The sequence below is a fragment of the Streptosporangium sp. NBC_01755 genome, assembly GCF_035917995.1.
Classification (GTDB): Bacteria; Actinomycetota; Actinomycetes; order Streptosporangiales; family Streptosporangiaceae; genus Streptosporangium.
In genome coordinates, this window is the sequence record NZ_CP109131.1 from 6,541,321 (window position 1) to 6,555,830 (window position 14,510).

At 71.4% G+C, this 14,510-nt stretch carries 1 protein-coding gene and 1 pseudogene (1 of these 2 running past the window's edge); both read left to right on the plus strand.

The window, feature by feature from the left end; genetic code table 11:
* Nucleotides 1–32: 32 nt before the first annotated feature.
* Nucleotides 33–110 (plus strand): annotated as a pseudogene (locus OG884_RS37695) (polyketide synthase docking domain-containing protein); the annotation flags it as partial.
* Nucleotides 84–14,510 carry the beginning of an SDR family NAD(P)-dependent oxidoreductase gene (locus tag OG884_RS30775; protein ID WP_442811750.1) on the plus strand. The gene runs 21,210 nt beyond the window's last position, so 14,427 of the gene's 35,637 nt are visible here — the first part of the coding sequence; it begins with the start codon at nucleotides 84–86; the stop codon falls past the right edge of the window. The pseudogene OG884_RS37695 and the gene OG884_RS30775, both read left to right, overlap by 27 nt.

Here is a 14,510-nt window from a genome sequence, read left to right on the forward strand (position 1 = left end):
CTCGCCTCGGAACACTTCGGAGGGCCGCCCCGATGCCGGAAGACCGCAAGCTCGTTGAATATCTCAAGTCGGTCGCCGCTGATTTGCGTGAGACCCGTCGGCGACTCCAAGAGGTTGAGTCGGGCAGGCATGATCCGATTGCGATTGTGTCGATGGCGTGCCGCTTTCCGGGTGATGTCAACTCTCCTGAAGACTTGTGGCGGTTGGTGGCCGAGGGCGGTGATGGGATCGGTGAGTTCCCGACGTCGCGTGGCTGGGATCTTGGGATGGTGTACAACCCGGATCGGGAGCGCCGGGGCACCAGCTATGTGCGTGAGGGTGGCTTCCTGCACGAGGCCGGGGAGTTCGACCCCGGGTTCTTCGGGATCTCGCCGAATGAGGCTTTGGCGATGGACCCGCAGCAGCGGCTGCTGCTTGAGGTGTCGTGGGAGGCGATCGAGCGGGCCGGGATTGACCCGGTCTCGCTGCGTGGCAGCCACACGGGCGTGTTCGCCGGTGTCATCTACCACGACTACGGTCCGAGTGCCGAGTTCCCACTGGAAGTGAGGAGCTTCGTCAGCACCGGGACCGCCGGAAGCATCGCCACCGGGCGTATCGCCTACGCGCTGGGCTTGGAGGGCCCTGCGGTCACGGTGGACACCGCCTGTTCTTCCTCTCTGGTGGCGTTGCATCTGGCGGCGCAGGCGCTGCGCTCGGGCGAGTGCGGTCTGGCCCTCGCGGGAGGCGTGACCGTGATGGCCACGCCCGGAATGTTCATTGACTTCAGCGCCCAGGGCGGGCTCGCGGCCGACGGACGATGCAAGGCGTTCGCCGACGCGGCGGACGGCACGAACTGGTCCGAAGGCATAGGCATGTTGGTGCTGGAGCGGTTGTCGGACGCCCGCCGCAATGGCCACCAGATCCTGGCCGTCCTGCGCGGCTCGGCGGTGAACCAGGACGGTGCGTCCAACGGGTTGACCGCGCCGAACGGCCCTTCTCAGCAGCGGGTGATCCGCCAGGCCCTGGCCGGTGCGGGCCTGACCCCCGCGAACGTGGACGTGGTCGAGGCGCACGGCACGGGGACGACGCTGGGTGACCCGATCGAGGCGCAGGCCCTGCTGGCGACGTACGGGCAGGACCGGCCGGAGGACCGGCCGCTGCTGCTCGGCTCGGTGAAGTCGAACATCGGTCACACCCAGGCCGCCGCCGGTGTGGCCGGTGTGATCAAGATGGTCATGGCGATGCGACACGGGGTGCTGCCCAGGACGCTGCACGTGGACGAGCCGTCCTCGCACGTGGACTGGTCGGTGGGCGCGGTGGAGCTGCTGACCGAGGCCAGGCCCTGGCCTCAGGTGGATCGGCCGTGGCGGGCCGGGGTGTCGTCGTTCGGTTTCAGCGGCACCAACGCGCACGTCATCATCGAACAAGGCCCGGGAGCCCCTGACGCTGAGCCGGGTGCGGAGGAGCGGGCGCCGTCAGATGCGGCCGCGGGTGTGGTGCCGGTGCTGGTCTCGGGCCGTACGGCGGGGGCACTCCGAGCGCAGGCCGGGCGAATGATGTCGTTCCTGGACGGTGAGCCTGGTCTGGGGCTGGCCGATGCCGCGTTCTCGCTGGCGACGACGCGGTCGGCGTTCGAGCATCGGGCCGTGGTGCTGGCCGATGGCCGTGAGGGTGTGCTGGCGGGGCTGGGTGCGCTGGCCGAGGACCTGCCGGGTGCGGGTGTGGTACGCGGGGTGGCCGGGGCGGAGCCGCAGCTCGCGGTGCTGTTCACCGGTCAGGGGAGTCAGCGGGCGGGGATGGGCCGGGAGCTGTATGCGCGGTTCCCGGTGTTCGCGGCGGCGTTGGACGAGGTGATCGGCGAGCTGGACCCGATGCTTGACGGGTCGGTGCGTGAGGTGCTGTTCGCCGAGCCGGGCAGTGCGCAGGCCGGGTTGCTCGACCAGACCGGCTGGGCGCAGCCGGCGTTGTTCGCGGTGGAGACGGCGCTGTTCCGGCTGGTCGAGTCATGGGGCGTGGTGCCGGAGGTGCTGGCCGGTCATTCGATCGGGGAGATCACCGCGGCGCACGTGGCCGGGGTGCTGTCGCTGGCCGATGCGTGTGCGTTGGTGGCGGGCCGGGCGCGGTTGATGCAGGCGCTCCCCGCGGGTGGGGCGATGGTGGCGGTGCAGGCCTCGGAGGAGGAGGTCGCCGCCCTGCTGGCCGGGCGGGAGAAGGAGGTGTCGGTCGCGGCGGTGAACGGCCCGGCCTCGGTGGTGATCGCCGGGGCTGAGCAGCCGGTCCTCGACATCGCCGCCGCCCTGGAGGAGCGGGGCATCAGAACGAAGCGGTTGCGGGTGTCGCACGCCTTCCATTCGCCGCTGATGGACCCGATGTTGGAGGACTTCCGCACCCTGGCCCGGACGCTGACCTACAGCCCGCCGGAAATTCCGGTGGTCTCGAACCTGACCGGGGAACCCGCCACCGACGAGCAGCTGTGCTCGCCGGACTACTGGGTGGACCAGGTCCGCGGCACGGTCCGCTTCGCCGACGGCGTCCGCACGCTGCACCACCAGGGCGTACGGGCCTACCTGGAGCTCGGCCCCGACGGCGTGCTGACCGCGATGGCCGCCGGCACCCTCGCCGCCGACGCGGATGTGCACGAGTCGGATGCCGTGCTCGTGCCGGTACTGCGTAAGGACCGCGACGAGCAGACGGCATCCATGACGGCGCTGGCCGAGCTGCACGTGCACGGGGTGCCGGTCGACTGGCAGGCGGTGCTCCCGCGCGGACGCCGGGTCGACCTGCCCACCTACCCGTTCCAGCACGAGTTGTACTGGCCCCGCGAACGGCGAATGGGTGACGCTCGAAACCTGGGGCTGGCCGCGGCAGGGCATCCTTTGCTGGGCGCCGCTGTGGCGCTCGCCGCCTCAGACGGCGTACTGCTGACCGGCCAGCTGTCGTTGCGGTCGCAAGCGTGGCTGGCCGATCACGTCGTGGGCGGGAGAGTGCTGTTTCCCGGCACCGCGTTCCTGGAGCTGGCCATCCGGGCCGGCGACCAGGTCGGCTGCGACCTGGTGGAGGAGCTCACCCTGGCGGCGCCGCTCGTACTGGGCGAAACCGACGCCGTCGCGGTGCAGGTGTGGGTGGGCGCGGAGGAGTCGGGCAGACGCGACCTGAGCATCTATACCCGGCCGGCTGAGGCCACCGACGACGAGCCGTGGGCACGGCACGCGGTCGGCGTCCTCGCCGTCGGCGGTCAGACCGCCGAGCGCCTCGATACCGAGGTCTGGCCGCCGCAGGGCGCGTCCGCGATCGAGCTGGACGGGCTGTACAACCAGCTCGCTGAGGGCGGGCTGAGCTACGGGCCGCTGTTTCAGGGCTTGCGGGCGGCCTGGCGGCGTGATGATGAGATCTTCGCCGAGGTGAGCCTGCCGAGTCAGCTCGAGTCGGACGCCGGTTCGTTCGGCGTGCACCCGGCCCTGCTGGACGCGGCGTTGCACGTGGTGACGTTCGCGGGGCTGGACGATGCCGAGGGCGGCCGGTTGCCGTTCTCCTGGGGTGAGGTGTGTCTGCACGCCGGTGGCGCGCCGGCGCTGCGGGTCCGACTGGCCAGGACCGAGGGCGATGCCGTCTCGCTGGTGGTGGCCGATGTAGCGGGTGAACCGGTGCTGACGGCGCGGTCACTCGTACTGCGCCCGATCACGGCGGCCACCGGCGAAGGCGGCCGTAAGGGCGAGCGGGACTCCCTGTTCAGGCTGGAGTGGACGGCGTTGCCGTCGGCACGGGTGGCGCCGACGGCAGACTCCTCGCCGCCGACGGTGGCGGTGGTCGGCATCGACACGTTCGACCTCGCGGATCCATCGGTGTTCGGGGATACGGGCCAGGCACCGGGTGTCGTGGTGACCGAACTGGTCTCCGACCAGGTCGGTGCGGTGGTGGACGCGACACACGAGCTGAACGCGCGCGTTCTGGCCGTGCTGCAGCAGTGGCTGGCCGATGAGCGGTATCGCGATTCACGGTTGGTGTTCGTGACGCGGGGTGCGGTCGCGGCCGGAGACGGTGAAGTGGTGTCGGATCTGCCGGCCGCTGCGGCCTGCGGACTGGTGCGCAGTGCCCAGTCGGAGAATCCGGGCCGGTTCGTGCTGGTCGACGTGGATGAACACCAGGCGTCGCTGCCGGCCTTGCCGGGGATGCTGCCCGCGGTGCTGGCTTCGGGCGAGCCGCAGGTGGCGGTGCGTGACGGTGGAGTGCAGGTGCCGCGGTTGGCGTCGCTGGCGTCGGGGGCGGGTCTGCTGCCTCCGTCCGGTACGGGGTGGCAGCTGGGCAGCCGGGCCAAGGGCACCCTGGACGCGTTGGAGCTGCTCCCCTCTTCGGGGATGGCCGAGCCGCTGGAGGCCGGGCAGGTACGGATGGCGGTGCGTGCCGCGGGGGTGAACTTCCGGGATCTGCTGGACGGGCTGAACGCGCTGGGCTGGTTCCAGGACAAGGTCGGCCTGATGGGCAGTGAGGCCGCCGGCGTGGTGCTGGAGGTCGGCCCCGAGGTCGACGACCTGCGCCCGGGCGACTGGGTGGTCGGTCTGACCGAGGGCGCGTTCGGCCCGGTGGTGGTCACCGGCGCCGGCGGGTTGACCAAGATCCCTGACGGGGTCTCCTTCGAGCAGGCCGCGACGATTCCGGTGGTGTTCCTGACGGCCTGCTACGGGCTGATGGACCTGGCCGGGTTGCGGGAGGGCGAGCGGCTGCTGGTGCACGCCGGCACCGGCGGTGTGGGCATGGCGGCGATCCAGCTGGCCCAGCGGCTGGGGGTGGAGGTGTTCGCCACGGCGCATCCGGCCAAGTGGGAGGTGCTGCGTTCGCTGGGCATCCCGGACGATCACATCGCCTCCTCCCGGAGCCTGGAGTTCGAGGAGCGGTTCCGGGAGGTGTGCGGTGAGCGGGGGATCGATGTGGTCCTCAACTCGCTGACCGGGCAGCTCATCGACGCCTCGGCGCGGCTGCTGCGTCCGGGCGGCCGGTTCATTGAGATGGGCAAGCTGGACATCCGTGAGCAGGTCCAGTTCCCGGAACTGGTGTACCGGTGGTTCGATCTGATGGACGCCGGGCCTGAGCGGCTGCGGCAGATCCTGGCCGAGTTGATGGAGCTGTTCGCGGCCGGTGAGTTGCGGCCGTTGCCGGTCACGGTGTGGGATGTGCGGCGGAGCCGGGATGCCTTCCGGTTCATGGGCCAGGCCCGGCACATCGGCAAGATCGTGCTGACCATGCCCCGGCTGTGGAACCCGGAGGGCACGGTGCTGATCACCGGCGGCACCGGTGGTCTGGGCGCGCTGTTCGCGCGGCACGTGGTGGCCGAGCGTGGGGTGCGGCATCTGCTGCTGGCCGGCCGCCGGGGCCTGGACGCGCCGGGCGCGGTGGAGTTGCGGGCCGAGCTGATCGCGCACGGGGTCGAGGTCACGGTCGCCGCCTGTGATGTGACCGATCGTGATGCGGTGGCGGCCCTGCTGGCCGGGGTGGACGCCGAGCACCCGCTGACCGCGGTGATCCACACCGCGGGTGTGCTGGACGACGGGACGATCCCGTCGCTGACGCCGGAGCGGCTGGACACCGTGCTGCGGCCGAAGGTCGACGCCGCCTGGCATCTGCACGAGCTCACTCGTGACGAGGACCTGGCCGACTTCATCATGTTCTCGTCGGTGGCAGGCGTGCTCGGAGCTCCAGGTCAGGGCAACTACGCCGCGGCCAACTCGTTCCTCGACGCGCTGGTCCAGCAGCGCCGGGCCATGGGGTTGCCCGGGGTGTCGCTCGTCTGGGGTGCGTGGGCTCAGGACAGCGGGATGACCGGCACCTTGGGCGATGGCGACATGGAGCGGTTGGCCCGTGCCGGTACGCCGCCACTCGCACCGGAACAGGGCATCGCCTTGTTCGAGGCGGCGATCCGTTCCAGCGAACCGGTCGTGGCCCCGGTCCGGCTGGATATGCCGGTGCTGCGCGCACAGGGCGAGATTCCGCCGCTGCTGCGCAAGCTGGTACGCGGAAGGCGCCGGTCTGCCGTCGGGAAGTCGGCGACGGCCAGCACGCTGCTTCAGCGGCTGGCTCCGCTCGCGGCGGCCGAGCGCGCCGAGGTCCTGGTGGACCTGGTGCGTACCGAGGTGGCCATGGTGCTGGGGCATCTCTCACCGGAGACGGTGGAGGTGCAGCGGGAGTTCCGCGAGCTGGGATTCGACTCGTTGACCTCGGTGGAGTTGCGCAACCGGCTGAACGGTACGACCGGGCTGCGGTTGCCGGCCACGCTGGTGTTCGACTACCCGACGCCGGCCATGCTGGCGGAGTTCCTGCTGGCCGAGCTGCTCGGCGAGTACGCCGATGTGGTGGTTCCCGGCGAGGTCCGGCCGGTGGCCGACGACCCCATCGTGATCGTGGGCATGGCGTGCCGCTATCCGGGCGGGGTCACCTCCCCGGAGGACCTGTGGCGGCTGGTCACCGAGGGCGCGGACGCGATCTCGCCGTTCCCCACCACGCGAGGTTGGGATCCGGCGGCCTTCTACAACCCGGATCGGGAGAATCGCGGGACCAGCTATGTGCGTGAGGGCGGGTTCCTGCACGAGGCCGGGGAGTTCGACCCGGGGTTCTTCGGCATCTCGCCGCATGAGGCGTTGGCGATGGATCCGCAGCAGCGGCTGCTGCTGGAGACGTCATGGGAGGCGATCGAGCGGGTCGGGATCGACCCGGTCTCGTTGCGGGGTAGCCGTACCGGGGTGTTCGCCGGGGTCATGTACCACGACTACGCGACCAGTGTGTCGTTCCCGCCGGAGGTGATGGGGTTCGTCGGTACCGGTACTGCCGGAAGTGTGGCGACCGGCCGCCTGTCCTACACCTTCGGGTTGGAGGGTCCGGCGGTGACGGTGGACACGGCGTGTTCGTCGTCGCTGGTGGCGATGCATCTGGCCGCGCAGGCGCTGCGCGGAGGTGACTGCTCGCTGGCGTTGGCCGGCGGTGTGACGGTGATGGCGAACCCGGGGCCGTTCATCGATTTCAGTGCGCAGGGCGGGTTGTCCGGTGATGGCCGCTGCAAGTCCTATTCGGATGCGGCCGACGGGGTGAACTGGTCCGAGGGCGTGGGCATGCTGGTGCTGGAGCGGCTGTCGGACGCGCGCCGCAACGGCCATGAGGTGCTGGCGGTGGTGCGTGGGTCGGCGGTGAACCAGGACGGTGCGTCCAACGGTCTGACCGCGCCGAACGGTCCCTCGCAGCAGCGGGTGATCCGCCAGGCGCTGGCCGGGGCAGGACTGTCTTTCGCGGATGTCGACGTGGTGGAGGGGCACGGGACCGGTACGACGCTGGGTGACCCGATCGAGGCGCAGGCGCTGCTGGCCACCTACGGCCAGGACCGCGACGAGGATCGACCGCTGCTGCTGGGGTCGATCAAGTCGAACATCGGTCACGCGCAGGCCGCGGCGGGTGTGGCCGGTGTGATCAAGATGGTCATGGCGATGCGGCACGGGGTGCTGCCCCGGACGCTGCACGTGGACGCGCCGTCGTCGCATGTGGACTGGTCGGCGGGTGCGGTGGAGCTGCTGACCGAGCCGGCTGAGTGGCCGGAGGCCGATCGTCCGCGCCGGGCGGGGGTGTCGTCGTTCGGGATCAGCGGCACCAATGCCCACGTGATCTTGGAGCAGGGGCCGCAGGCGGTGGAACCGGAGGCCGGTGAGCCTGCCGGCCCGGCCGCTGGTGTGGTGCCGTGGGTGGTGTCGGCGAAGACCTCTGAGGCGTTGCGCGAGCAGGCGCGCCGTCTGGGCGCGCAGGTGGAGGCGGCCGGCGAACTGGGCCTGGTGGATGTGGGGTCGTCGCTGGTGTCGTCGCGGTCGGTGTTCGAGCACCGGGCCGTGGTGGTCGGCGGTGGCCATGAGGAGCTGCTGGCGGGGCTGGCGGCGGTGACTTCCGGTGAGTCGGCGACGCGCGTGGTTGCGGGTGTGGCCGATGTCGTGGGGAAGTCGGTGTGGGTGTTCCCTGGTCAGGGGGCGCAGTGGGTGGGGATGGGGGCGGCTCTGCTGGAGGAGTCGGCGGTGTTCGCGGCTCGGATGGCGGAGTGTGCGGCGGCGTTGCAGCCGTTCGTGGACTGGTCGTTGCTGGATGTGGTCCGGCAGACCGAGGACGCTCCGGGGCTGGATCGGGTGGATGTGGTGCAGCCGACCTCGTTCGCGGTGATGGTGTCGTTGGCGGCGGTGTGGGAGTCGCTGGGGGTTCGTCCGGACGCGGTGGTGGGGCATTCGCAGGGGGAGATCGCGGCGGCGGTGGTGGCGGGTGGTCTGTCGTTGTCGGACGGTGCGCGGGTGGTGGCGTTGCGCAGCCGGTTGATCGCCGAGCGGTTGGCCGGGCTGGGGGCGATGGCGTCGGTGGCGTTGCCGGTCGAGCGGGTGCGTGAGTACGTGGCGGTTTGGGACGGGCGGGTCTCGGTGGCTGCGGTGAACGGTCCGAACTCGGTGGTGGTGGCCGGTGAGGTCGCGGCGGTGGAGGAGCTGGTCGAGCGCCTTGCCGCTGAGAACGTGCGGGTGCGGCGGATCGCGGTGGACTATGCCTCGCATTCGGCGCAGGTGGATCTGATCGGGGAGGAGCTGGCCGGGGTCTTGGCGGGGGTGGCGCCGGGGCCGGTGCGGGTGCCGATGCTGTCGACGGTGACGGGTCAGTGGGTGGAGGGTGCGGAGCTGGGGGCCGGGTATTGGTGTGAGAATCTGCGGCGTACGGTGGGTTTCGCTCCGGCGGTGGGGGTGTTGCTGGAGCAGCGGTATCGGGTGTTCGTGGAGGTGAGTCCGCATCCGGTGCTGACGGTCGGGGTCCAGGAATGCGTGGATGCGGCCGAGGTGGAGGCTGTGATCGCCGGGACGTTGCGCCGTGAGGACGGCGGCCTGGATCGGGTGCTGGTCTCGGCGGCGGAGCTGTTCGTCCGTGGGGTGGCGGTGGACTGGCGGCAGGTGCTGCCGGGCGGGCGCCGGGTTGACCTGCCGACGTATGCCTTCCAGCGCCAGTGGTATTGGCCCGCGAGGGCGGGTTCCCAGGTTGGGAATGTGGCCGCGGCGGGGTTGGCGGTGGCGGGTCATCCGCTGCTGGGCGCCGCCGTGGGCCTGGCCGATTCCAATGGGGTGCTGCTGACCGGCCGCGTGTCGCTCTCGTCGCATCCGTGGCTGGCCGATCACGCGGTGGCCGGAACGGTGATCTTCCCGGGTACCGGGTTCCTGGAGCTGGCGGTGCGGGCGGGTGACCAGGCCGGGTGTGACCTGGTGGAGGAGCTGACCCTGACCGCGCCGCTGGTGCTGGGCGAAACCGACGCCGTCGCGGTGCAGGTGTGGGTGGGCGCCGCAGAGGAGACGGGCCACCGGAGCGTGAACATCTACGCCCGCTCGGCGCAGGCCGCCGATGACGTGCCGTGGGTGCGGCACGCCACCGGCACGCTGGCCGTCGGCACTCCGGCCACCGGTGCTCCCAATGCCGAGCCGTTCGATGCGGCGGTGTGGCCGCCGGTCGGCACGACCGTGATCGGGCTGGACGGGGTGTACGAGGGACTGGCCGCGGGCGGGTTCGAATACGGCCCGGTGTTCCGGGGGCTGCGGGCGGCCTGGCGCGGCGCCGACGGTGAGGTGTTCGCCGAGGTCGCGCTGCCCGAGCAGGCGCAGTCGAGCGCGGGCGCGTTCGGGGTGCACCCGGCTCTGCTGGACGCGGCGCTGCACGCGGTGACCTTCGTCGGGCTGGAGCCGGTGGAGGGTGGCCGGTTGCCGTTCTCCTGGGGGCGGATGAGCCTGCAGGCCACCGGGGCGGCGATGCTGCGCGTGCGACTGTTCCGGACGGGCGACGACGCTGTGTCGCTGACGGCGGTGGACGCCGCCGGGGAGCCGGTGCTGTCGGCGCGTTCGCTGGTGCTGCGCCCGTTCAGCCCTGAGCAGCTCGCCGCCGGTGGTGGTGGTCAGGTGACGGAGCGGGATGGGCTGTTCCGGCTGGATTGGACCGTTCTTTCCGAGGTTCCGGTGGCTGGTCCGGTGCCGGTGGCGGTGGTCGGTTTCTCGGGGTTCGAGCCGGATGCCTTGGGGTTTGCGGCGGTGTGGGGGGCGGCCGGGCAGTCGGTGATGGTTCATCGGGATCTGTCGGTGTTGGGCGAGGCGGGGCCGGTGCCGGAGGTGGTGCTGGCCGAGGTCGCGGCCGGGTCGGCCGGGGATGCGGTGGTCTCGGCGCATGAGGTGACGGCCGGGGTGCTGGGTCTGTTGCAGGGGTGGCTGGCCGATGAGCGGTGTGCTGGTTCGCGGCTGGTGGTGGTGACGCGGGGTGCGGTGGCTGCCGGTGAGGGTGAGTCGGTCACTGATCTGGGTGCGGCCGGGGTGTGGGGGTTGGTGCGTAGCGCGCAGTCGGAGAATCCGGGCCGGTTCGTGCTGGTCGACGTGGACGGGCAGGAGTCCTCGCTGTCGGCATTGCCGGGGATTCTGGCCGGTCTGCCGACGTCGGGTGAGCCGCAGGTGGCGGTGCGTGACGGTGGGGTGCGGGCGCCGAGGTTGGCGTCGCTGGTGTCGGGGGCGGGTCTGCTGCCGCCGGCCGGTGAGGTGGCGTGGCGGTTGGGCAGCCGGGCCAAGGGCAGTCTGGAGGCGCTGGAGTTGCTCGCGTTCCCGGAGGTGGCCGAGCCGTTGGGAGCGGGGCAGGTGCGGGTGGCGGTGCGTGCGGCGGGGGTGAACTTCCGTGACCTGCTGGACGGGTTGAACGCGCTGGGCTGGTTCCAGGACAAGGTCGGGCTGATGGGTGGTGAGGCCGCCGGGGTGGTGCTGGAGGTCGGCCCCGAGGTCGACGACCTGCGTCCGGGCGACCGGGTGGTCGGTCTGACCGAGGGTGGCTTCGGCCCGGTGGTGATCACCGGTGCCGGTGGGGTGACCAAGATTCCTGACGGGGTCTCGTTCGAGCAGGCCGCGACGATTCCGGTGGCGTTCCTGACGACCTACTACGGGCTGATGGACCTGGCCGGACTGCGGGAGGGCGAGCGACTGCTGGTGCACGCCGGCACCGGCGGGACCGGGATGGCGGCGATTCAGCTGGCCCAGCGCCTGGGGGTCGAGGTGTTCGCCACGGCCAGCCCGGCCAAGTGGGACGTGCTGCGTTCGCTGAGCATCCCCGATGATCACATCGCCTCGTCGCGCACCCTGGAGTTCGAGGAGCGGTTCCGCGCGGTCTGCGGTGAGCGGGGCATCGACGTGGTGCTCAACTCGCTGACCGGGGAGTTCATCGACGCCTCGGCGCGGCTGCTGCGTCCGGGTGGCCGGTTCGTCGAGATGGGCAAGCTGGACATCCGTGACCAGGAGCGGTTCCCCGGGCTGGTGTATCACTGGTTCGACGTGCTGGACGCCGGGCCTGAGCGGTTGCGGCAGATCCTGGCCGAGTTGATGGAGCTGTTCCAGGCGGGTGAGTTGCGGCCGTTGCCGTTCACGGCGTGGGATGTGCGCCGGGGCCGGGATGCCTTCCGGTTCATGAGTCAGGCCCGGCACACCGGCAAGATCGTGCTGACCATGCCCCGGGTCTGGAACCCGGAGGGCACGGTGCTGATCACCGGTGGCACCGGTGGTCTGGGTGCGGAGGTGGCCCGGCATCTGGTGGCCGAGCGTGGGACGCGGCATCTGCTGCTGGCCAGCCGCCGGGGCCTGGACGCGCCGGGCGCGGTGGAGTTGCAGGCCGAGCTGATCGCGCACGGCGTCGAGGTCACCGTCGCCGCCTGCGACATGGCCGACCGGGATGCGGTGGCCGGCCTGCTGGCCGGGGTCGACACCGAGCATCCGCTGACCGCGGTGATCCACACGGCCGGGCTCCTCGATGACGGGACGATCGCCTCGCTGACGCCGGAGCGGCTGGACGCGGTGCTGCGGCCGAAGGTCGACGCCGCCTGGCATCTGCACGAGCTCACCGCAGATCTTGATCTGGCCGGGTTCGTGGTGTTCTCCTCACTGGCCGGGCTGATGGGCAACGCGGGGCAGGGCAACTACGCGGCGGCCAACGCCTGGCTGGACGCGCTGATGGCGCGGCGGCAGGCACAGGGGCTGCCGGGGCTGTCGCTGGCCTGGGGTTTGTGGGCGCAGGCCACCGGGATGACCGGGGACATGTCGCAGGCCGATGTGCAGCGGATGGCCGCCGCCGGGCTGCCGCCGATCACCACCGAACAGGGACTGGCGCTGCTCGACGCCGCCCTCGACTCGGACTCACCGCTGGTGGTCCCGGTACGGCTGAACCCGCCTGCACTGCCGCAAGAGCAGGTCCCGCCGCTGCTGCGCGGTCTGGTGCGGGGCACCCGCCGTACGGCGGCGTCGGTGTCCGCCCCCGGCGAGGGTGCGCTGTTGCGGCAGTTGGCCGGGCTGACGCAGGCCGAGCGGGACCGGTTCGTGGTCGATCTGGTCCGGGCTCAGGCCGCCGCCGTCCTCGGGCACCCCTCGCTGGAGGCGGTGCAGGTTCGCCGGGAGTTCCGCGAGCTGGGCTTCGACTCGCTGACCGCGATCGAGCTGCGCAACCGGCTCAACGCCGCCACCGGGCTGCGCCTGCCCTCCACCCTCATCTTCGACTACCCCACCCCCACCGCACTCGGCGAGTACCTGCTGAGCGAGGTGCTCGGCGCGCACGGCGACGCCATCCTGCCGGTGGCCGCGGTCTCGGTCGGGGACGACCCGATCGCCATCGTCTCGATGGCCTGCCGCTACCCCGGAGGGGTGAACTCCCCGGAGGATCTGTGGCGGCTGGTCATCGAGGGGCAGGACGCCATCACCCCGCTGCCGACCGACCGAGGCTGGCAGGTCCATGGCGACCTCGACCTGAAGGGCGGGTTCGTCTTCGACGCGCCCGAGTTCGACTCGGAGTTCTTCAGGATCTCGCCGCGTGAGGCGCTGGCGATGGACCCGCAGCAGCGGCTGCTGCTGGAGGCCGCCTGGGAGGTCCTCGAAGGCGCCGGCATCGATCCGGACTCGTTGCGAGGCAGCGACACCGGCGTGTTCATCGGCTCCGTCGGCTCGGGCTACATGCCCGGGGAGGAGTCTCGCGGTCACATCATGACCGGGCAGCTGGCCAGCGTGGCCTCCGGCCGGATCTCGTACACCCTGGGCCTGGAGGGTCCGGCGGTGACGGTGGACACCGCGTGCTCGTCGTCGCTGGTGACCATCCACATGGCGGCTCAGGCCCTGCGTAACGGGGAGTGCTCGCTCGCGGTGGCCGGCGGCGTCACCGTCATATCGACCCTCGCGGCGTTCGGGGAACTCGGTGAGCAGGGCGGGCTGGCGCCGGATGCCCGGTGCAAGGCGTTCTCCGACGCGGCGGACGGCATCGGATGGTCCGAGGGTGTCGGCCTGGTGATGCTGGAGCGGCTGTCGGACGCGCGGCGCAACGGCCACCAGGTGCTCGCGCTCGTTCGCGGGTCGGCGATCAACCAGGATGGCGCGTCCAACGGGTTGACCGCGCCGAACGGCCCCTCGCAGCGGCGGGTGATCCGCAAGGCACTGGCCGTCGCCGGGCTGTCCCCTGCTGAGGTGGACGCGGTCGAGGCGCACGGCACCGGCACCACGCTGGGTGACCCGATCGAGGCGCAGGCCCTGCTGGCCACGTACGGCAAGGACCGGCCGGAGGAGCGGCCGCTGTTGCTGGGTTCGGTGAAGTCGAACATCGGTCACACCCAGGCCGCCGCGGGCGTGGCCGGTGTGATCAAGATGGTCATGGCTCTCCGGCATGGCATCCTGCCCAGGACGCTGCACGTGGACGAGCCGTCGTCGCACGTGGACTGGGCCTCGGGCGCGGTGGAGCTGCTGACCGAGCCGACCGAGTGGCCGCGGACCGGTCGTCCGCGCCGGGCGGGTGTGTCGTCGTTCGGGATCAGCGGCACCAACGCACACATGATCCTGGAGCAGGGGCCGGAGGCCGTGGAACCGGCGGCCGATGAGCCTGCCGGTCCGGCAGGCGGTGTGCTGCCCTGGGTGATCTCGGCCCGTACGGCTGACGCGGTGCGGGCACAGGCCGGGCGATTGACGGCGCATGTGCAGGCCCGGGGCGAGCTGGGGCCGGCGGATGTGGGCTTCTCACTGGTGTCGTCGCGGTCGGTGTTCGAGCACCGGGCCGTGGTGGTCGGCGGGGATCGCGAGGGTCTGCTGGCGGGGTTGGCCGTGATCGGCTCGGACGAGTCGGCGCCCGGTGTGGTCCAGGGTGCGGCGGATGTCGAGGGCAGGACGGTTTTCGTGTTCCCTGGTCAGGGAGCGCAGTGGGTGGGGATGGGTGCGGCTCTGCTGGAGGAGTCGGCGGTGTTCGCGGCTCGGATGGCGGAGTGTGCGGCGGCGTTGCAGCCGTTCGTGGACTGGTCGTTGCTGGATGTGGTCCGGCAGACCGAGGATGCTCCGGGGCTGGATCGGGTGGATGTGGTGCAGCCGACCTCGTTCGCGGTGATGGTGTCTTTGGCGGCGGTGTGGGAGTCGCTGGGGGTTCGCCCGGACGCGGTGGTGGGCCATTCGCAGGGGGAGATCGCGGCCGCGGTGGTGGCGGGTGGTCTGTCGCTGTCGGACGGTGCG